20 protein-coding genes are annotated in these 21,662 nt (G+C 33.5%); 9 read left to right on the forward strand and 11 right to left on the reverse strand.

Going from position 1 to position 21,662, the window contains the following annotated elements:
* Window positions 1-64: 64 nt before the first annotated feature.
* A complete protein-coding gene (locus CW752_RS07915; RefSeq protein ID WP_101239204.1) occupies window positions 65-664 on the reverse strand; it encodes a hypothetical protein in 600 nt (199 codons plus the stop codon).
* 187 nt (window positions 665-851) lie between these two features.
* Between CW752_RS07915 and CW752_RS07920 the strand changes: the two genes are divergently transcribed.
* The 4 genes from CW752_RS07920 to CW752_RS07935 all read left to right on the forward strand — a co-directional run bounded on the left by CW752_RS07920 (window position 852) and on the right by CW752_RS07935 (window position 6,163).
* Window positions 852-2,237, forward strand: a complete 1,386-nt coding sequence (locus tag CW752_RS07920) for an MAC/perforin domain-containing protein (RefSeq protein ID WP_101239205.1) — start codon at window positions 852-854, stop codon at window positions 2,235-2,237.
* Window positions 2,238-2,593: 356 nt separating this feature from the next.
* Complete coding sequence (locus CW752_RS07925; RefSeq protein WP_228401674.1) at window positions 2,594-3,871, forward strand: hypothetical protein; 1,278 nt, start codon at window positions 2,594-2,596, stop codon at window positions 3,869-3,871.
* A 10-nt stretch (window positions 3,872-3,881) separates the two neighbouring features.
* Window positions 3,882-4,919, forward strand: coding sequence for a glycosyltransferase family 2 protein (locus tag CW752_RS07930; RefSeq protein WP_101239206.1), 1,038 nt, complete (start codon window positions 3,882-3,884; stop codon window positions 4,917-4,919).
* Window positions 4,916-6,163 carry a glycosyltransferase gene (locus tag CW752_RS07935; RefSeq protein ID WP_101239207.1) on the forward strand — a complete coding sequence of 416 codons (1,248 nt, stop codon included), beginning with the start codon at window positions 4,916-4,918 and terminating at the stop codon, window positions 6,161-6,163. Before CW752_RS07930 ends, CW752_RS07935 begins: the two co-directional genes overlap by 4 nt.
* 293 nt (window positions 6,164-6,456) lie before the next feature.
* Here CW752_RS07935 and CW752_RS07940 read toward each other — a convergent pair whose 3' ends face one another.
* Entirely contained in the window at window positions 6,457-7,890 is a 1,434-nt protein-coding gene (locus CW752_RS07940; RefSeq protein WP_101239208.1) for an MAC/perforin domain-containing protein, read from the reverse strand.
* Window positions 7,891-8,334: 444 nt separating this feature from the next.
* Between CW752_RS07940 and CW752_RS07945 the strand changes: the two genes are divergently transcribed.
* Window positions 8,335-9,492, forward strand: a complete 1,158-nt coding sequence (locus CW752_RS07945) for a glycosyltransferase (protein ID WP_101239209.1) — start codon at window positions 8,335-8,337, stop codon at window positions 9,490-9,492.
* A gap of 20 nt (window positions 9,493-9,512) precedes the next feature.
* Complete coding sequence (locus CW752_RS07950) at window positions 9,513-10,595, forward strand: glycosyltransferase family 4 protein (protein ID WP_101239210.1); 1,083 nt, start codon at window positions 9,513-9,515, stop codon at window positions 10,593-10,595.
* Here the strand turns inward: CW752_RS07950 and rocD are convergent.
* The 9 genes from rocD to pdxA all read right to left on the reverse strand — a co-directional run bounded on the left by rocD (window position 10,592) and on the right by pdxA (window position 18,825).
* Window positions 10,592-11,842 (reverse strand): ornithine--oxo-acid transaminase, encoded by a 1,251-nt coding sequence (rocD, locus tag CW752_RS07955; protein WP_101239211.1) that lies wholly within the window; start codon window positions 11,840-11,842, stop codon window positions 10,592-10,594. The genes CW752_RS07950 and rocD overlap by 4 nt on opposite strands.
* Before the next feature lie 235 nt (window positions 11,843-12,077).
* Complete coding sequence (locus CW752_RS07960; RefSeq protein ID WP_101239212.1) at window positions 12,078-12,629, reverse strand: YdcF family protein; 552 nt, start codon at window positions 12,627-12,629, stop codon at window positions 12,078-12,080.
* Window positions 12,630-12,864: 235 nt separating this feature from the next.
* Window positions 12,865-13,986: an FAD-dependent monooxygenase gene (locus CW752_RS07965; protein ID WP_101239213.1), complete on the reverse strand. Its 1,122-nt coding sequence runs from the start codon at window positions 13,984-13,986 to the stop codon at window positions 12,865-12,867.
* Between the two features lie 72 nt (window positions 13,987-14,058).
* Entirely contained in the window at window positions 14,059-14,631 is a 573-nt protein-coding gene (locus CW752_RS07970) for a Crp/Fnr family transcriptional regulator (protein WP_228401676.1), read from the reverse strand.
* Between the two features lie 167 nt (window positions 14,632-14,798).
* Entirely contained in the window at window positions 14,799-16,154 is a 1,356-nt protein-coding gene (gene accC / locus CW752_RS07975; RefSeq protein ID WP_101239215.1) for an acetyl-CoA carboxylase biotin carboxylase subunit, read from the reverse strand.
* 83 nt (window positions 16,155-16,237) lie between these two features.
* Complete coding sequence (gene accB / locus CW752_RS07980) at window positions 16,238-16,720, reverse strand: acetyl-CoA carboxylase biotin carboxyl carrier protein (RefSeq protein WP_101239216.1); 483 nt, start codon at window positions 16,718-16,720, stop codon at window positions 16,238-16,240.
* A 127-nt stretch (window positions 16,721-16,847) separates the two neighbouring features.
* A complete protein-coding gene (gene rpmF / locus CW752_RS07985) occupies window positions 16,848-17,051 on the reverse strand; it encodes a 50S ribosomal protein L32 (protein WP_007843326.1) in 204 nt (67 codons plus the stop codon).
* 67 nt (window positions 17,052-17,118) lie between these two features.
* Entirely contained in the window at window positions 17,119-17,649 is a 531-nt protein-coding gene (locus CW752_RS07990; protein WP_101239217.1) for a YceD family protein, read from the reverse strand.
* Between the two features lie 84 nt (window positions 17,650-17,733).
* Window positions 17,734-18,825, reverse strand: a complete 1,092-nt coding sequence (gene pdxA / locus CW752_RS07995) for a 4-hydroxythreonine-4-phosphate dehydrogenase PdxA (RefSeq protein ID WP_101239218.1) — start codon at window positions 18,823-18,825, stop codon at window positions 17,734-17,736.
* A 48-nt stretch (window positions 18,826-18,873) separates the two neighbouring features.
* Between pdxA and CW752_RS08000 the strand changes: the two genes are divergently transcribed.
* Genes CW752_RS08000 through CW752_RS08010 form a run of 3 tightly spaced genes read left to right on the forward strand, consistent with a single transcriptional unit; the run spans window position 18,874 to window position 21,606 of the window.
* Entirely contained in the window at window positions 18,874-19,458 is a 585-nt protein-coding gene (locus CW752_RS08000) for a riboflavin synthase (RefSeq protein WP_101239219.1), read from the forward strand.
* 1 nt (window position 19,459) lies between these two features.
* On the forward strand, window positions 19,460-20,914 hold the full coding sequence (locus CW752_RS08005; RefSeq protein WP_101239220.1) for a sensor histidine kinase: 1,455 nt from the start codon (window positions 19,460-19,462) through the stop codon (window positions 20,912-20,914).
* Window positions 20,914-21,606: a tRNA1(Val) (adenine(37)-N6)-methyltransferase gene (locus tag CW752_RS08010; protein WP_101239221.1), complete on the forward strand. Its 693-nt coding sequence runs from the start codon at window positions 20,914-20,916 to the stop codon at window positions 21,604-21,606. The genes CW752_RS08005 and CW752_RS08010 overlap by 1 nt, the downstream gene beginning before the upstream one ends.
* The last annotated feature ends 56 nt before the right edge of the window (window positions 21,607-21,662 follow it).

A 21,662-nucleotide genomic window follows, 5' to 3' on the forward strand; every position in this document is an offset into this window, starting at 1 on the left:
GTAAGAAATGTATAAAAAAAACTATCTGTTTTCAGATAGTTTTTTTATGTTGAAAAATTTTTATTTAATAGATATTTGTAATGTCTTCTACGGCAATTTCGTGTCTTTCAGAATCATTTCCTTCAAGAATAAAAGTTGCATAATAGCGGGTACCATTTATTGCGTGCGTTTTTTTTATGATTTGAAGTTTAAATCTAGGATTTGAAACGGTTCCGGAATAGGTATTTGTTGACCATATAGCATTTCCTGGAACAGTGGGATGTGCTTTGTATAATACTAAATTACCATCGGTTTGTGCGATTAAAAGAGGTTGAGCAACGCCATTACCTAAATATGTATTGGATGCCCATTTTACAGGATAAGGCGCCGGTCCCCAGTAATTTATAGGACTTGCGTAAAGTACCAGGTTAGAATCGGTTTGAAGATCTAGATGTAAGTTTACATTTCCATACTTTAAAACTAATGATTGCCCGACATTAAGGATTGACATTCTGTAACTTTCAGCAAGTACCTCGGTCTTTGTCAATGAAATTCTCTCCTGAATATTACTATTTCTGGCATTTTTTACGGAGGTCTGCTCTGTTAATGAGTCGGTTTCTCTTGAACAAGATACTATACTCATTGTTAATAATGTCAATGCGGAGACTTTTAAAATTTTGTACATAGTTATTAATTTAAAAATGCAAATATAATATATTTCATCGAATAGAGATTTATTAATTATTAATTCTTTATTTAGTGAACGTTAAATTTATTATTAATGGATATTTAACGGCTTATTAAATTCCCTTAATGATGAAATATTTGATTTAAAATTTTTATATTTGCCGTGTATTAAAAAAGACAATACCATGAGAAAACAAATTGTATTCTGTATTAGCAGTCTACTAATGCTATTTATGGCTTCATGTTCTACCGATGAACTAAACAATGAAGTTTCCACACCTGACAACCCGGGAAAAACCAATCGCTTATCAGCTGCTAAATTTGCAGGAGACGGCCTTTATGACGTTTTAGGACACGGATATAATGTGACTGGTGAATATGCCAATGCGACTGCTGCAGGATTCAAAGTAGTCGATATTGATAGATTTAAAACGGAGCAGGCAAACAGACTTATCAGCGAAAATACTTATTCACAGGAATATTCCGAAGACTATGGTGAAAATGCAGAGGCTTATTCTAAAATGGTTTCAACCAAAGTAGATGCAACAGTTAAATTTCCATTATTTAAAAAAATACTTTCTGTAGGGTTTGGCTCTGCAGTGACAACAAACAATAAGTTTGATGCTAAATATATTTACGGAAGTTATAATTTAACAATTAAACAAAAGAGATTAAGATTCAATGCAACAACGGATATGTTAGGTGATTATGTAACTCCGGAATTTGCTCAGGATTTACAAACAAAAACTCCGCAACAGATTGTACAGGATTATGGAACTCACGTGATGATCGATATTTATACAGGGGCAAAACTTGATATTTTATTCCAGGCTGAAACAACAAGTCAGACTCGTGACAAGGCAGCAAGAATTGGCATAAAGGCAGGAATGTTGGATATTTTTGGTGTGAATGTAGATAATGACGTAAACACTTCTGAATATCACATGAATTATTCTAAAAAATTATCTTATAAAACCAGAGGAGGTGACCCTTCAAAAGGTTTGGTGGGAGACCTGAACCTAGACCAATCTAATCCTAAAGTTAACATTTCCAACTGGCAGGGAAGTTCTAATGCGAGTAATTCTGTTTTGGTAGATTTTGGAAATAATGGATTGATTATTATTTATGATTTAGTAAAAGATCCTGCTAAAAAAGCACAGCTTAAAGCATATGTAGATCAATATTTGATTGACAATAAAGTTTATCTTGAATTTAAGACGATTCCTATTTACAGATATTATAATGGATTGGATCACTATTACACAAAAATTGCAGGAAGTTATAGTGGATATTCTTTCGAAGGAATAGAATTTAATGCATTCTTGTATAAAGCTCCTAATACGATTCCAATTTATAGATATTATAATGGAAAAGATCACTATTATACAAAGATTCCGGGATACTATCCAGGTTATGTAGACGAAGGAATAGAATTTAATGCTTTTCCTACTCAGGAGCCTAATACAGTTCCTATTTATAGATATTACAATGGGAAAGAGCATTACTATACAAGAATTCAAGGATATTATGCAGGATATGTTTTTGAAGGGATTGAATTTTATGCTTATTAATTAAAAAATATATTTTACAAAGAATACTGTCTCATCGCTAAGGTGAGACATTTTTTTTCAATTTAAATAATAATGAATAGTCTCTTTATAGTTTATTATACCATAAAATAGGAGTTAAATGCTAATTAGTGCTTATAAAATGCTAAAAATGAGAATGTAATAAAATGTGATTTTATAACAAAAATGTGCAAAATTTAATATCAATTATAATTTTCGACTAGTATTTTGAGTACATTTGCAAAAATTATACATATATATGGTAAAGATCGGTGAAAGATCTTGGTTGAAATATTGCATTTTGGATAATGAAACCAACTATAAGCTACTGGATGATGATAAAATTGTGAGTTCTAAAGATGAATATTAAGAAGATGTGCTCACCAAAATTGTCAACACGTACCAACAGCCATAGTTTATTATGGATTCTGGTCATTTTTTTTTCGTTTTCTTGTTCAAGGCAGGAAGACAGCTTATTTGCCGAAAATGTCGATCCTATATCTGATAATAATAAAAACTATAAAGAACCTTCAAGTTATCTGACTGATATTGGAACGATCAATATCAATGTGCTGGCCAATGGAAATTATCCCGGGCAAAACAAGCAGAATTTTATAAAAGATATTAATGCTCCAAATTTTGGATATTGCCATCCGGATGTACAGTACTTCCCGAACGGCCTTAATGGTTACAAATACTGGATGGTTTTCACTCCTTATTTTGGAACTGTCGGTATAGATCCCGATGCTAAAAGATTTGAAAACCCTACCATTGTAGTTTCGAATGATGGTCTCAACTGGAAGTCTCCCGGTGGAATTTCATCCCCACTTCAGAGAACTCCCTCTACTGGTGAGAGCTTTCTTGAAAAGGCGAAAGAACCTCTGCAAGGCTTTTGGTCTGATGTAGACTGGACATATGAAAACGGGAAATTTTCGTTATATTACAGAGGAAGCTTTATTAAGGCAAAAGCTTTGAAAGCAAGAGGCGCAAAAAGTCAAAATAACGTAAAAAAACTTCTGAAAAACTCACAAAGAACAATTGTACGACAGACTTCTACTGATGGTGTCTCCTGGACTCCGTTAGAAGTAGCTTATACAAGCAGTACTCCATATTCTCCTAATAATAACCATATCATATCTCCGAGTTTTGTGTATAACGGGAAAAATTATGTAAGCTACGAAGTCGAAAATAACATAAGCCCCAACTTTCCAGGAAATGATGGCTCCTATATCATCAGAAGAACATCAAATGACGGATTGAATTTCTCAACATTTAAAAATAGTAAGGTAGTTAATTTTATAAATAAACCGTGGACACAGGTAAATTCTTCGTATGCTCCTTGGCATATCCAGGCAACATATGTGGATGGATATTACTTTTTATGTATAGCAACCGGAGATGTAAGAAGATATACTGCAGAAAGTCTTTATCTGGCTGTTTCTAAAGATGGAATGAATTTTAAAGTGCTCCCTAAAGCTTTAGTAGAACAAAATGCATACAGATCTTGTGTTTTCCCGATGACAACTTCCAGTGAAGATATTAATTTTGGTGCTGTTATTGCTTATAAAACCGGAGTGTTTAAATATAGAGAGTTCCAGCTCAGCAAACAGAAATTAGACGATTGTCTTGCAAAATAATATTGATTGAATGAATCTTGAGAAAAATAAAATACCAGTATCTGTAATTATACCGGTGTATAATGTTGAAAACTTTTTAGTAGAAACTATTGAAAGCGTTTTAACGCAAAGCCTTCCGGAAATTGAGTTGATTTTGGTAAATGATGGAAGTACAGATGGATCGGCTGTGATTTGTGAAAGTTATCAACAAAAAGATAGTAGAATCAAGTATTTTTCTCAAAATAACTCAGGGGTTTCTGTAGCCCGAAACTTAGGATTATCTCATGCAACAGGAGAGTTTATTTTCTTCCTGGATTCTGATGATACGATTGACGCTGACTTTCTTAAGACTTCTTATGAAGTAGCAAAACAAAATGACAGTGATATTGTCATTGTAGGTGAGTATTTTTATAAACGAATGCCGAATGTAATGGCTCTTCCCACCTGTGCACAATTTATAAGATTAGAATTTTTAAAAAAATATCCGGATATCAAATTCCCTGAAAATATTCAACCTGGAGAAGATGGATTATTTTCACACCAGCTATTGGCACTTACCAGGAAAATTAGCTTGAATGCCCAAGGAATCTATAATTATCGGAAACATGAGAATCAAAATCATGTGAAAATAAATGAAAACGCAGGAAAGGTATTAGATACTATTCCTAAATGGTTTGGCATTTTAGAAGATTTTTATACAAAACATCAGCTTTTTAAATCCCATGCTTTGCATTTAGCATTGTTTATAGAACATGAACCTTTTGAATTCAGATATATTGCCATGTCTTTAAATGACCAACAGAAAATATTTTTGCATACAATCATCAAAGAATTTATGAATAAAAATGTTTTTCCATATTTTGAAAAGAAAGATAAAAAGCATTTAAGTGGAGCCTTTTTATATTTTTTAGAAACAGATGATTGCACGAAATTTGATGCTTTTTATCCTCAATACCTTGTGGAAAGAGAGAAAAAACGAAAACTATATTTAAAACTTATTAAATTTATACCGATTAAATCGATCCGAAAACAATTAAGGAGCGATATTGTAAAGAATTTTGAAAGATGAAAATTTTATTGGTTCAACATCTCAATTTCATTAATGGTTCGGGAGGAACTGAAAAAATATGTTCTTTTTTAGCAAATGATTTTGCCCTGAATGGACATGAGGTAGAGATTGCCACTAATCAGGATATTTCGGGAAAGCCTGTTTTTCCTTTACATGGAAATATAAAAGTTACCAATATTTACAATCCTGAAACTATTCAGAAGTCTTTATTGCCATTTCATAATTATCATGGGAAAAATCCTTTTCTGTGGTTGAAATTTAAGGTAGAGAAAAAGAAAGCAAAGTTTTATAATAAAAAACTGCTTGCAGAAGTAGGAGGGGAGGATGAACTTTTTAAATTTAATTTATCCCAAAGATCCAAGGATTGGAAAAATTATATTGAGAAGCTGAGTCCAGATATTATTATCACCATGTCAATCGGTTCCTTATTGGAAATTACTTATAATAATCATTACGATATTCCTATTATAAACTCCACGAATGGAAGACCGGACTACGATTATACCGATATTCTATGGTATAGAAGTCCGATTGAAATGAAACTTTTAAAAGAATCTTATAAAAAACTTTCTGCCATTCAGGTTTTATTTGAAAGTTATAAAGCTTTCTTACCGGAAACTTTCCAAGGAAAGAGTATGGCAATTCCTAATCCCGTTCCACAAATTGAAGATGTGAATATTGTTGAACATCAGGAAAATAAAGACGAATTTAAAATTGTTAACATTGCTTCCTTGGTTACAAGTTGTAAACAGCAAGATATAGCAATTGATATTTTTGCAGGTTTGAGTAATAAATTTCCAAAATGGAAATTGTATTTTTGGGGAGTTGGACCAGATTTTGAATTACTAAAAGAGAAAATTAAAAAATATCATCTTGAAGATCGAATCCTTTTAATGGGCTTTACAGATAATCCTTTAGAAAAATTAAAAGAATCTGATATTTTTATTTTTCCAAGTAAGTATGAAGGATTTGGTTTGGCTTTAGCTGAGGCTATGTCGATAGGTCTTCCTTCAATTGGATTTAAGAGCTGTTCCGGGGTTAACGAATTAATAAAACATAATATAAGTGGCTTCTTGGCTCAAGATAAAGCGGAATTTGAAAATTATCTTGAGAGCCTGATGAAAAATGCATATTTACGAAGTAAATTAGGAAGAAATGCTCATTATGAAATAGAAAACTTTGCGCCGGACAAAATTTTAGATAAATGGAATTTACTTTTAAAAGATTTTATTTCTGAAATATAATCTCAATACTTGAGTTGGTTCAACTTTGAAAGAATTTCGCGAAAATCAGGGATTTTAAATTACACTTCAAGAATAACTACTAATCAATAATTTATTTTTAAAATACAATTGAGCATGCAATACATGGCTTGATTTAATAACTCTTTATAAAAGAAAAATACTGAAGATACTTTACAGCTTGTAAAACATTTATAATTTTTATCAGGAAATAATTTTTTCAAAAAGATTCCTGGTATAAATCATTTGACTGTAGTATATCTTTCAGTATTTTTACTTATGTATGTACTATCTTGTTAATTTTCAAATGCATTAAAAACAATATTCTCTCTTATCCATGAATTATCTACTTGGCTAATATCAGGATTAAGTTCAAAGATATGGTCTTTCATTTGGCTGTTGTAATATTTGTATACAGGTTTGGCTCCTAATACAGATTGGTTAGGGACATAAAAAATAATTCCTTCGTTTCTTACATTTGCATCAGAAAATTGTAAATAAGGATCAGTATAATATACATGATCATTTAAGCTTGGTATAAAGTACTTATATACAGCAACAGTATTTGGAGCAGGATAGTTATAACCATAGAATGCTACCTTTTCCTTTATCCAGGTATTGTCATACGAAGTAACATTTATCTGAGGGTCATATATATGATCATTCATCCCACCACTAAAGTATCTATAAATTGGGATTTTGTCAAGCGATATTTGTGTTGAATTATTTTGTAAATACTGTGTGATATAATTCTTAACTTGCTCTCTTTTGTTATTATCACTAATGAACTCATATAAAGGGATTAGTCCTGTATCCCCGAAATCAATTAATACTGCATTTTGTAATGTACAAGTACTTTGCCACTGATTAATATTGAGTTTAACAGGTGTGGTGTTATCAAGAGTAATCTCTCCTATTAAAGCTTGTGTACCATCTCCTCCTAGAGATCTATAGTATACTTGTTGGTTGTAATTATATTTTGCTTCGCTAGAGTTGTAGGAATAATCAATGTTCGCAGACCATAATTTTGATATAGCATTGGCTGCAAATCCTGCTTCAAGGGCTTCTTTTTTGTTATCACTACGAGTTTGTGTCTTATAAGACATTGAGAATTTAGCACCAAGGACTGCACTTGCTACAACATGGGTACCATAATAATTTACTAACATTTCTGGTGATAAATTATTGACATCATCTATGAAATTTTGAGATAAATAATTATTTCTTAGATTTTCATTACTTGAAACAAGTTTAAGCCTTTTTTGTATAATATATTTAGTCGCATTAGCTAGAGACATACTAGCCTTATATGCTTCAGAACTATTAAAAGAACTCTTAACTTCAGCCTTAAATAATTTAAATAAATCTGCTGAAAATCCAGCTTTAACAGTTAATTCTTTTGAATATTCTATTGCATTTGTACCGAAAGTATATTCAAAATTTTCTTCAGTTCCCACTTTAACGTCAAGATGGCCAGGATCTAAGTTGTTGAATTTTTCTGTATCAATTACCTGAAGTCTGGTTGCTTCAATATTAGCATATCTTCCGGTGGCATCATATCCGAAACCTAATACATTAAAATTGTTAGTTAAGGCAGCTTTTGCAGCGGATCTGTTTATTTCTTCTTTACTTTTAAAAACTCCATCTTCAGTTGGTGTAAGAGTCATTTCACTTGAACAACCCACAAACGCGAGGCTAAAAAAAATAGGAAAAATAAATTTCTTTTTCATAAATATTATTTTATTGCGGCAAATTTAAACAATTTATTTAATCTAAATCTCTTGCTTGAGATTTAAAAATGAATACTGATAAAATTTTGTAAAGACTATAAAATTAAGTGTAGATTTTATAATAAGGAATAGCATAATGATACATCTTTAGACTAATTTTTATAGTCTTTTTTTGATTTTCAAAATGACAATAAATAAAATTACATTTTTTTTATTATATCTTTGCTAGCAACTTTCTTTAAAAGAGCGATAGGATTTTACGAATTATCATTCTTTATTTGTTTATTTTAGATAAGTTTGTTAATTAACAATTCTTAAAAAATAAACTCGGTCATCAGGGACATCAGAACATGAAAAAATATGCTCCCGAAGCTATTTTGGGACAATGGAAGGAGCTGATTACATCCTGATAAAGAAAATAATTTAGATTAAACAATAAAAAACTTGAAGAAAAAGATTTTGTATTTTATGCCTGACTGTCCTACAGAAGGGAAGGCAGGTAATATTACCAGGTGCATACAAATGTTAGAATTTTTGAATGATTCTTCCGAACACAATGAAGTTGATTTCTTATCCATCAGTGATTGGGGAACATGGACTCCCACTTCCACAAAGACTTTTCATGACCTATATCCAAATGTTAATCTGATTCTGACCAACAGAAAAATTGACAAGAAAAAGCACCCGATAAAATCTATTTTTTTCTATAAAATTCCTAACTTTTTACCCAAGCTTTTAAGGGGAATCACCATTGATATCTCAAATCCGTTTTTAAATAAAAAAGTAACTAAAATCCTTAATGCAAAGAAGTATGATAAAATTATAATCAGTTATGCTTCGTGGAGTAGTTTAGTAGACGGATTAGCATACAAAAGTTATTTGATTTTAGATTCACATGATTTTATTACTGCACAATCAAGGAATAAAATCAACAGAATTGGAAAGCTGTTTCAATCTGAAGTGAAAGCAATGAGAAAGTTCGATGAAATCTGGACCTTTTCAGTAGAAGAGCGGTATATTTTTGAACAGTTTACCGACAGTAAAATTGTACATATTCCGGTATCTTTTCCACAACAGCCAATGGCCCCTTTAAAGCAGTATTATAAATATGATGTGGTGTATGTGGCCAGTAATAATCCACACAATGTTAATAGTATTCATTGGTTTTTAGAAGAAGTACTGCCTCATTTAAAAAATAATATCAACATTCATGTTATTGGAAAAGTAGGTAAGGAAATTAAAAAAGAATATCCCAATGTGACAATCCATGGGATGGTAGATGATTTGCAGGAATTTTATGACAATGCAAGAATGACAATCTGCCCGATGTTGAGTGGAACAGGTGTTAAAATTAAAGTATTGGAATCTTTAAGCAATAATTTACCTGTAGTAACCAATACTCGCGGAGTAGATGGTCTTTCACAGAAAAATGACAATGGTTGTTTGGTGACAGATGATGCAAAAGAATTTGCAGAGTACATTGAATTGCTTTTGAAAAATGATGAGTTTTATAATCGCCTAAAGCACAAATCTCATGAATTTATTAAAAACAATCATAGCCTTGAAAAAGAAATCGTTTTCTTTAAAAACAAATTTTCTTAAAAATTTTCCGTTATTGTTATATGGCAAAAATATTAATTGATCTTGAACGTCTCAGATATCCCAACTCAGGAATTGCAAATGTTTTTCGAAATCTGGCTAAAGGCTTACAGGAGAATAATTCTAAATTTGAAATATCTTATTTCGGAGATAAGGAGCAGCTTGAAAAATGTAGTCTTAAACTCAACTATATTTCATGGAGTAAAACACACCGTTTTTACGAACGGTTCAGCAGTAAATTTGACCTGATTCATGTGAGTCATCAGCTTTCTTCATACTTCCATAGAAATTATAAGAATACAATTAAAATTGTGACTCTTCATGACCTGAACTTTTTACACGAAAACCTAAGTGAGTCTAAAAAGGCAAAAATGATGGGTAAAGTGAGAGACAATGTGAAAAATGCGGATTATATTGTCTGTATTTCAGACTATGCACGCCAAAATTTTATTCAAAATAAGGCTCTTTTTTCCCTTCATAAGCTTAAAGATATTGTCGTTATCCATAACGGGATTCAACTTCCCGAAAACAGGGAGTATCATTTGGGAAAATATAGTTTTTTAAAAGACAAAAAATATATACTGAATATCGGAGTCCTTTTCAATAAAAAGAATCAGTTGACTTTGGTTGAAATGTTACCCCATATTGAAGATGATTTGGTTCTTATTGCTTCGGATGAAAAGCAACCTTATGCAGATGAAGTTCGGGCAAGAATTAAAGAGTTGAATCTTGAACATAGAGTTCACTTCCTGAAAAATCTTTCAGAAGAAGAAAAATATGCTGTTATTCAACATTCTGATGCCATGTGTCATCCTTCCATTGCAGAAGGCTTTGGAATACCACCTATTGAAGCCATGGCTTTTGGAAAACCTGTTTTTCTTTCAAAGTACACAAGCCTTCCGGAGATCGGAGGGGATCATGCATTCTACTTTGATGGTTTTGACCCTAAAGAAATGGCTGATGTATTTAAAGAGAAAATGACCTTATACAATGATCATAAAGAAGAGATGATTAAAGAAATAAAAAATTGGACAAAACAGTATAGCTATACCGAAATGTCCAATAATTATCTTAGGTTTTATGAAAAAGTTCTTGGAAGAAATTAATTCTTATATTCCAGGAATGTTTTTTCAATAATTTTTACACAATCAAGAAGTTGTTCCTCAGTGATTACCAACGGTGGTGCCAGTCTGATGATGTTACCATGCGTTGGTTTAGCCAATAATCCATTTTCTTTAAGTTGTAAACAAAGGTTCCATGCAGTAGAACTTTCAGGCGTATCGTTGATGAGGATGGCGTTTAAAAGGCCTTTTCCTCTTACTTTAGTGATAAGGTCTGTTTTCGCCATTAATTTTTCTACCTCTGCTCTGAAAATTTGTCCAAGCTCTTCGGCTCTTTCAGATAACTTTTCATCAGCGACAACATCTAAAGCAGCTACTGCTACAGCGCACGCTATTGGGTTTCCTCCAAAAGTAGAACCATGTTGTCCAGGTTTAATCACATTCATGATAGCATCATTAGCCAATACTGCAGATACTGGATACATTCCCCCTGAAAGTGCTTTCCCAAGGATTAAAATATCCGGTTGTACATCTTCGTGATGACATGCAATCAGCTTTCCTGTTCTTGCAATACCTGTTTGTACTTCATCAGCAATAAAAAGGACATTATGTTTTTTACAAAGTTCAAAAGCTTTTTTCAGGAAGTTTTCGTCCGGTACATATACTCCGGCTTCCCCTTGAATAGGCTCTACCAAAAATGCTGCAATATTAGCTGCATCTTTGCTTAAAACATCATCTAATGCTGCAACATCGTTGTAAGGAATCTTGATGAATCCAGGGGTGAAAGGTCCATAATTCTGATTGGCATCCGGATCATTAGAGAAAGAAACAATAGTAGTAGTTCTTCCATGGAAGTTATTTTCGCAAACAATAATTTTAGCTGCGTTTTCAGAAATACCTTTTACTTCGTAGCTCCATTTTCTAGCCAGTTTTACAGCAGTTTCTACCGCTTCAGCTCCAGAATTCATGGGTAAAACTTTATCAAATCCGAAAAGAGACGTGATTTTTTGTTCGTACTCTCCTAATTTAGAATTATAAAATGCTCTTGACGTTAAAGCCAGCTTTTGAGCCTGTTCTACCAATGCTCCTACAATTTTAGGGTGAGAGTGTCCTTGGTTTACAGCAGAATATGCTGAAAGAAAGTCATAATACTTTTTGCCTTCTACATCCCAAACAAAAACACCTTCTCCACGATCCAGAACTACTGGAAGAGGGTGATAATTATGCGCTCCATGTTTGTCTTCAAGGTCAATAAAATACTGTGAGTTTTTTGTTTTTTCTGCTGTTGACATATTGTTGGTTTTTCACAAATTTACGCAATATTAATGAGATCGATCAACAAAAATGGAGTACAGTATATGCTTATAATTGAAGTGTATTTTAAGGGTAAAGTAGTCTGTATTGGAAAATATTTTCTTAACAGATAAACAGTTTGCAGGTTTTCTATCTTTAATATTAGGAAAGTTATTATGAACAACATTTTTTTATTTTTATGTATTCTTAAGGGCAAGGCATATTTTAATGTTCTTATAAATAATAAGCAAAAAATTCCCTGAAAATCGAATAGAAGTCTCTTATTTCAAAATAGATAGGACTTGAACTATCAATGTTTTTGAAATGATGCCCCCTGAATAGTTTTTTGATTCTGGTTTGATGATAGTATTGTGACACGGAAATGACACTGCTATATTTTAGGCTGTCAGCTATTTTTATAGTATTGATGACGGTCTTCTCAGTGTTGTCCCCAAAGTTATCTACAAGAATTTTATTGGACGAAATTTTATTTTTTATCAGATAGTTTTTCATTTCTGTGCCTTCCCAGTAACCTTCTTTGCCAAGTCCCCCGCTTACCAGAATATCTTTGATTTGTTTTTTCTGATAAAGCTCAATACTTTTATCAAGTCTTGCTTTTAATCGTGGAGAAAGGGTTCCATCTTCATTTACTTTATTCCCAAAGACTACAGCGAGATCTGCTTTTTGTTTAGAATTTGTAAATCCATCATAAGTAATATATAAAGAATGAATAATAAACCAGGAGAGACTTGCAATGAGAATGTATTTGATGATAATTTTCAGCATATTTTTATTTATCTGTTCAAGAATCTATTTTAAATGAAAAAAGACAAAAAATTCGTTTATAAATGGTAATATTGGATTTTGCATTTAGTCTTTTCAAAAAGAATAAACATATAGAGCCAAAAGATATTTCTTGGTCAAAGATATAAAATTGATAGAAGAATAATTAAAACATGCAATGATTGGGAAGAGGAGAAACTTTATTTTTATCTTCAACCATATAAATTATAAGTTACTTCTAGTATGAAATATCAAACACTTTTTCCATTTGCTTTTCGTTGACAGAACTTGGTGTTGCCTTCAGTAAAGTATTGCGAAGCCAAATTGCCAAACTGTTTTCATAATGAGAAACTTTACCAATGGATGAACTCGTGTTGACAATATAATGTGCTTTTTTCATGCGCAACTTTTCGTATTGTTTGAATGCTTCGTCCACACTTATTCCTTCACCCAAAAGCTTTCCAAGAATGTAGGCGTCTTCAATAGCCTGGCAAGCCCCTTGTCCCATATTAGGAGTTGTTGCATGCGCTGCATCACCAATCAAACAAACGCGATCTTTTTGCCATTGATAAATGGGTTCCAAATCGATAATGTCGTTGACAAATATTTTTTCTTTGGGAGTTTCGGAAATCATCCTTGGAACTTCGGGGTTAAAGTCGGCAAAAAGTTCAGCAAGATGATACGGATTTTTAACCAATTTCTCGTTAACCACGGCGTACCAATAGACTTTTTGGTCGTTAATTCTCACGAAGCCAAAGCGCCGGCCTTTTCCCCAAGCCTCACAGGCTTGATGATTGTATTTCGCTGTCCAATCGAATTCGCTAACACCACGCCAGCATTGTTGTTTGGAAGATCTTAGTTTTCCAATGTTTAAAACTTGATGTCGCACTACCGATTTAATTCCATCTGCTCCAATAACAGCGTCTGCATTGGCAAAAGTTCCATCTTCAAAAGTGAGTTGATAGCTGTTTGCTTGTTCGATTTTGGATAAACGTTTGGAAAGTTTAATATTTTCAAAACCAATTTCCTCCGCTAAAATCATTTGCAAATCGCCACGATGAATGGCAATATTGTGTACCCCGTATTTACGCTCAAATTTATTCAATTGTAGATCCGACAAGGTTTTGAGTTGCGGATCAGTAATTTTAATAGTTGAAATCTTGTGACCTGCTTCTTCAATTTTGTGCCGAATGCCAAGTTTATCAAAAACCTGCATTGCATTATTGGCCATGATGATTCCGGCACCGACAGGTTTTATCTCGGGAGCACTTTCGTAAATGGTAACGTCCAGGTTATTTTTTAGTAGAGCTAAAGCTGTTGTCAAGCCACCAATACCGCCACCAATAATTGCTATTTTCATTATGATTACATTTTATGAGACAAAATTAATGGTCAGAAAAACCAAAAACGTTCACTTAAGTTAATTTCGGAATTAATAAATTCTTTTTCGGATTCTGCTCAACGACTGTGGTGTAATTCCTAAGTAAGATGAAATATATTTCTGCGGAATTTTGTTCAGAATTTCAGGGGATTTTTTCAAAAGATTGAGATAACGTTCTTCTGGTGTATAAAAAAATAATTCGTCTAGCCTTTGTTTTGCATCCAAAAAAGCTAAATCGGATATATGTTTTGCGATTCCAAGCCAAAAAATATCTTTCTGAATTAAAGCGTCAATATCTTTTTTATCGAAGTATAAAACCTCCGTTTTCAGAAGAGTTTGTATAACCGCCATTGATTTTTTTCCGGTGATATAGCTCGCATAATCGCCAATGACATCATTGTTCACCTGCAAAAGATAACTGATATCTTCACCTTTTTCATTGATATAATAAATCCGGACAGCGCCGTTCAAAATGAATCCCAAACGGTCAAAAACTCCATTTTTAGGTTCTATTATTTGGTTTTTATCGTAATTCATCATGTAGCAAGCTTCCAAAAACTCCTCTGTACGCTCCCTTGAAATCTGAAAGGTTTCTGCTAATCTCTCCTTTATTGCTGATGTCATCGCTTCTATGATAATTTTGAGTTATACTACAACAAATTTTATCTTTTGTCATTACAAAAATAACTTTCCCTGTTTTTATAAGATAAGATTAACCCTTAAAAAGAGACAGAGTATAAAACTAAAGAAGGCGCCTTTTTAGACGCCTTCTTTTATATGAATGATAATTTTTAGTGATTATCATATTTTCTATCCATCACAAAATCCTCCATGAATTTCGTAGTGTAGTTTCCTGCAAGATAATCTTCATTATCCATCAATTGTCTGTGGAAAGGAATTGTAGTTTTCACTCCTTCAATATAGAATTCCTCAAGGGCACGTCTCATTTTTGCAATAGCTTCCTCACGGGTTTGAGCCGTAGTGATAAGCTTAGCAATCATAGAGTCATAGTTGGAAGGGATTGTATATCCGGAATAAACGTGAGTGTCTACTCTGATTCCGTGTCCGCCAGGGATGTTTAATCCAGTGATTTTTCCCGGAGACGGTCTGAAGTCTGCATAAGGATCTTCAGCATTGATTCTACATTCAATAGAATGCAATTTAGGGTAATAATTGATTCCTGAAATAGGAGTTCCTGCAGCAAGAAGAATTTGTTCTCTGATCAGGTCATAATCAATTACCTGCTCAGTAATAGGATGTTCTACCTGGATTCTTGTATTCATTTCCATGAAGTAGAAATTTCTGTGCTTGTCTACAAGGAATTCAATTGTTCCTACACCTTCATATCCAATGAATTCAGCAGCTTTTACTGCGGCATCACCCATTTTCTCACGAAGTTCATCCGTCATGAAAGGAGAAGGTGTTTCTTCAGTAAGCTTTTGGTTTCTTCTCTGTACAGAACAGTCTCTTTCAGAAAGGTGGCAAGCTTTACCGAATTGGTCTCCAGCAACCTGAATTTCGATGTGTCTGGGTTCTTCAATCAGTTTTTCCATATACATACCTCCGTTTCCAAAGGCAGCTACAGCTTCCTGAATCGCAGAGTCCCAATGTTCTTTAAGGTCTTCGGCTTTCCAAACAGCTCTCATTCCTTTACCACCACCACCAGCAGTTGCTTTAATCATAACAGGATATCCTGTTTCTTCAGCAATCTTTACGGCATGCTCATAGGATTCGATCAATCCGTCAGAACCAGGTACGCAAGGTACACCGGCCGCTTTCATGGTAGCCTTAGCATTTGCTTTGTCTCCCATTTTTTCAATCTGTTCAGGAGATGCTCCAATGAACTTGATTCCGTTTTTTTGGCAGATTCTTGAGAAGTTAGCATTTTCAGATAGGAATCCGTAACCTGGGTGAATTGCGTCTGCATTTGTAATTTCCGCAGCAGCAATAATATTAGGGATTTTAAGGTATGAGTCTTTACTCATTGCAGGGCCAATACAAACCGCTTCATCAGCAAATCTTACGTGAAGACTGTCTTTGTCAGCAGTAGAGTATACTGCCACGGTCTTGATCCCCATTTCCTTACAAGTACGTAAAATACGCATTGCAATTTCGCCACGATTGGCTATTAATATTTTTTTGAACATCTTAATACGATTTGAAATTTGAAAATTTGAAATTTGAAATTGATTTATAATCAATTATCAATCATCATTAATCAATATTATAATTAAGATGGATCTACTAAGAATAATGGTTGGTCGTATTCTACAGGAGTAGCATCATCTACTAAGATTTTAACGATTTTTCCGCTGATCTCAGACTCGATTTGGTTGAATAACTTCATTGCTTCGATTACGCAAACTACTTTACCAACAGAAACTTCATCACCTACATTTACAAATACATCCTTATCAGGAGATGGCTTTCTGTAGAAAGTACCGATCATTGGTGACTTGATCGTTACATACTTGCTATCATCAGAAGCAGCTTCAGCTTTCTCAGCAGGTGCAGCAGCCGGAGTTGCAACAGGTGCCGGAGCAGCTACTGCTTGTGGAGCAGTGTGGTATACTGCAGGTTGTGCATAAACAGCTTCGCTTCCAGCTAATGGAGTTTTAATAGTGATTTCGAAATCTTTAGTTTTGTATTTTACCTCTGAAACTTCAGCTTTAGATACAAACTTGATAAGATTTTGTATGTCTTTAATGTCCATAAAATTGATATTTGATTTTGGGTCAAAGATACCAAAAAAACGCAAAAAACAACAAAAAACCGCCAAATTTTATTAAAATTGGGCGGTTTTTGTATTAAAATGAGGCTTTTTCGATGAAAAGCAACTCTTAGTTTTCTTCAGTAGTAGCTACTTCTTTTTCCAATACTACTTTACCTCTGTAGTAAAGTTTTCCTTCATGCCAGTGAGCTCTGTGGTATAGGTGAAGCTCTCCTGTTGTTGCATCTTTAGCTAATTGAGGAACTACAGCTTTGTAGTGAGTTCTTCTCTTATCTCTTCTTGTAGACGACTGTCTTCTCTTTGGATGTGCCATTTTGTAATAACTTTTTTAATTGATGAGCGATGAGATTCATCATCTCATCATATTTAAATTATTTTATTTAATTATTGTCTTTTAACTTTTTCAAAGCATCCCATCTGGGATCGCTTTCATGTTCTTCCTCTTCGGTTTCCTCTACATCTTTTGGACTGAACTGATCGAGAAGCTTTATATCTTCATCACTTACATTTGGTGAAATCTTTTTCATCGGAATGGAAAGCATTACATTTTCATAAATTAAATGTGCTACATTAAAAGCATGCTCGCCAGTAGGAATGGTAATAACATCTTCATTGCTGTCATCATATTCTTCCCCGAAATTCACCAGAATTTTAATTTCATTCTCAATAGGATAGTCGAAATCTTCATTTGTAATATCACAAACCAGCTCAACCAGTCCTTTTATTTTAATCTCAAATTCCAGAAAAGTAGTGTGTTTATCAAGCAACACATTCACTGTTATTCTCGGATTTGTAAATTCCTGTTCAGTGTCAAATAATTGAAAGAACGTTTTATCTATCTCAAACTTGAACTCGTGTTTTCCGTTTTTAAGTCCGGAAAAGCTTACGTCGTAGTTTCTTAACTTGTCCATAAAATGAGTGTGCAAAAATATGCATTTTTTTTATAATAACAAATAAAATCCGAAACAAATTAATTTAAAATTTGTTTTAAAGATTTATGCTTCAGTTTCCTCTGGAAGATCTTCGTCTATTCCGTTATCAACAGCCATTTTTCTCGGCTGAAGTCGATTGCTCATCAGATCATTATATTCACTTCTGTTCTTAAAAACCTTAATTGCAGTGAAAATAGCTTCTGTAAAACTCTGCTCATCGGCAATATTTTTCCCCGCAATATCATATGCAACTCCATGATCCGGAGAAGTTCTGATGAAAGGAAGTCCGGCCGTGTAATTTACTCCCTCTTCATAAGCCAATGTTTTGAACGGAGCAAGTCCCTGATCGTGATACATGGCTAAAACAGCATCGAAGTTTTTGTATTTGTTGGGTTGGAAGAAACTGTCTGCCGGGAAAGGTCCGAATGCCAGTATTCCATTTTCAGAAAGTTCTTTAATGGCTGGTCCGATAATTTCAATTTCTTCAGTTCCGATTACACCACCGTCTCCTGCGTGAGGATTTAAGCCTAAAACAGCAATTTTCGGTTTTTGAATACAAAAATCTTCAACAAGGCTTTGGTTGAGAACTCTAATCTGTTTCTTGATTTTTTCTTTAGAAATGTTTTCTGCCACCTGAGCAATAGGAATATGATGAGTAGAAACAGCAACCTTAAGATCTTCAGTGACAAGGAACATCAATCCCTTTTTGCTGAATTTTTCTTCAAAATATCCGGTGTGTCCCGCATGTTTGAAGCCCATTTTTACCATTTCATCTTTATTGATGGGAGCTGTTACAAGAACATCAATCTCTCCTTTCATTAAAGCTTCAGTGGCGGCTTCCAAAGAATCAATCGCCATTTTTGTAGATTCTTCGGTAGGAACTCCCAATTCTATATTGACGTTTTCCTTGGTTAAGTTAACCATATTAAGCTTTCCTGCTTGAGCCTGAGAAGCCTCATTCACATAGTTGAAATTAAGATTCAGTTTGAAAATGTTTTTCTGATAAGTGAATAATTTCCCAGAGCCAAAAATTACGGGAGTGAAAAAATCCGTAATAGTTTTGTCTTTCAGAGACTTCATAATGATCTCTGGACCGATGCCGTTGAAATCACCGATTGAAATTCCTACTCGTACTTTATGGTTTTTTGGGCTCATTTTGATTATCTTTGAAGATTATAATTTACAAATTTAGCAAAAAATAATATGTTCACAGGAATTATTGAAGCAGTTGGCGTTATTGAAAAGATTGAAGAGAAAGGAAGCAATATAGATTTTACGCTGACATGCCCTTTTACAAACGAACTGAAAATTGATCAAAGCCTTGCTCATAACGGTTGTTGTCTGACTGTAGTTGAGATTAAAGAACACCAATATGTGGTTACGGCCATCAATGAAACATTAGAGAAAACCAATCTTGGAAAATGGGAATTGGGAACTGTTGTTAATCTTGAACGTTGCATGAAGATGGATGGAAGATTAGACGGACATATTGTTCAGGGACACGTTGATAAAACAGGTGAAGTTGTTAATATCGAAAATAAAGATGGTAGTTACTTCATTACAATGAAATATGAAGCAGACGGAAATTTTGTAACAGTACCTCAAGGATCAATCACTGTAAACGGAATCAGCCTGACTGTGGCAAAGAGTGAAGATGCTCAGTTTTCCGTAGCTATTATTCCTTATACATGGGAATTTACAAATATGAAACATCTAAAAATTGGTGATAAAGTGAATTTAGAATTTGACATCATTGGTAAGTATATTGCTAGATTAATTAAAAAATAGGATGTCAATTAATAAATATAAAGGATATAGCTTAAGAAACCGGGTATTTTTAGGTTTTTTGTTAGTCTGCTTTTTAAGCGTTGTGGCTACATCGCTCGTTCCCTATTTTGTTCTTAGAAATAATTCTTTAAAACAAAGTAATACCGACATGCAGGAGAAAACCAATGCTGTAATGGGGTATCTGGATTATGCCATTAGCCGTGAACGTGTAGATACAAAAGATCTTCCAAGAGTTTTGAATAGTAAAATATTTGAAATTGCAGACATCAACCAGCATGATATTGTTATCTATGATTTGAAAGGGAATTATCTGATTTCAAATAAAGATGAATCTCAGGTTGAGCAGAAAACAATTCCTATTGATATTATTAATAAAATTTTATCCTTAGATGCCAGGGTTGATATGACGAGATATGACAGCTCCAAAGATGCCAAGCTTACTTCTTCCTATCTTCTTTTGAAAAATAACGAACTCGAACCTATCGGTGTCGTTTATATTCCTTTATATCATAATGAATCTGCTTATTTAGAGGTTCTTCATGAATATGTTAAATATATTCTTTTAGTCGATATTTTCCTTATCTTGTTTAGTATCTGGATCAGTTGGGTAACATCCAATAGCCTGGCTAAAACCATTACTAAATTTTCCGATATGATTACACGTATTACATTGTTTGAAAATGAAATGCGTCCCATCAGGTACTATAAAAATGATGAACTCAATGCTTTAGCCAGAGCTTATAACAGAATGATTTTACAGATTCAGGACCAAAAGGAAAGGCTAAGGTTTAAAGCTTCGGAGGAGGCCTGGAGAGAGATGGCGAAACAAGTTGCCCATGAAGTGAAGAATCCCCTTACTCCTATGAAGTTGACCATTCAAAATTTTGAAAGAAAATTTGATCCTGAAGATCCGAATATTAAAGAAAGAGTAAAACAGATGAGTAAAACAATGGTTGATCAGATTGATCTGATTGCTACTGTGGCATCAGCTTTCTCTGAATTTGCAAAGCTTCCTGAAAAAAATAATGAGGTGATAAACCTGAATACGGAAGTGGAGGATATTCTTCGTGTATTTAATGATGATAGTATTTTTATGCATGCCAATAAGAATAATATTATGATTAATATGGATAGGATTTACCTTTCCAGAATTATCACCAATCTTGTTACCAATGCTAAACAGGCAGAAAGTGATGAGCGAAAATTGATCATTAACGTTGATGTGGAACAACATCAAAGGAGAGTGATGATTTCTGTTCAGGATAATGGAATTGGTATTCCGGAAAATATGTACGAACGAATCTTTGAGCCTAATTTTACTTCTAAAAATAGTGGGATGGGACTTGGATTATCTATGGTGAGAAAAATGATTGAAGATTATAAAGGAGAGATTTCAGTGAAATCGGAAGTAGGGAAGGGATCAACATTCATTATTACGTTACCAACCAATTTATAGTGAAGTCTTTTATATTTAAACAATTTGAAATTCAACAGTCTAAAAACGTCTTTCGAGTAGGAACAGATGGTGTTTTGCTTGGTGCTTTGGCAAATGTTGAAGGTGCTTTTCGTGTTTTAGAAGTGGGAACAGGCACGGGATTAATTTCTTTAATGCTTGCACAGCGGAACGCAGATGCTGCTTTTCTAGGTTTGGATATTAATGAGGATGCGGTAGCCCTTACAAAGACTAACTTTGAAAACGCTCCTTTTCATGCCAGATTAAAAAATATACATCAGGATTTTAAGACTTTTGAAACAGATGAAACGTTTGATCTGATTGTTTCGAATCCTCCTTATTTTGAAGAGTCAGGATCAGATAAAGATAAAATTGCACGCCAGACTGTGGAATTAAACTTTAAGCAATTGATTGTAAAATCAGTTCAGCTTTTGTCTGAAAACGGGCTTGTTTCTGTAATTATTCCAGTGGAAGCAGGAGAGGTGTTTGTTTCAATAGCGAAGGGAAATGGGTTGTTGTTAAACAGAAGGGTTAATATTATGGGGATTGCAAATTCAAAAGCAAAAAGACTTGTCCTTGAGTTTTCCAGGGTCCTGAAAAACTCAGTAGAATCTGATTTTATTATAGAAAAAAGTCCGAGACAATACTCGGACCAATATCTTGAACTCACAAAAGAGTTTCATGTCTTTAAATAGAGAAGTTAAAAACCAGATTTTAGAAGTTCGTAATTTCTGACTTTTCAATCATTTAA

It is taken from the genome of Chryseobacterium sp. PMSZPI (assembly GCF_002835665.1).
In the GTDB taxonomy this organism is placed as follows: Bacteria; Bacteroidota; Bacteroidia; order Flavobacteriales; family Weeksellaceae; genus Chryseobacterium.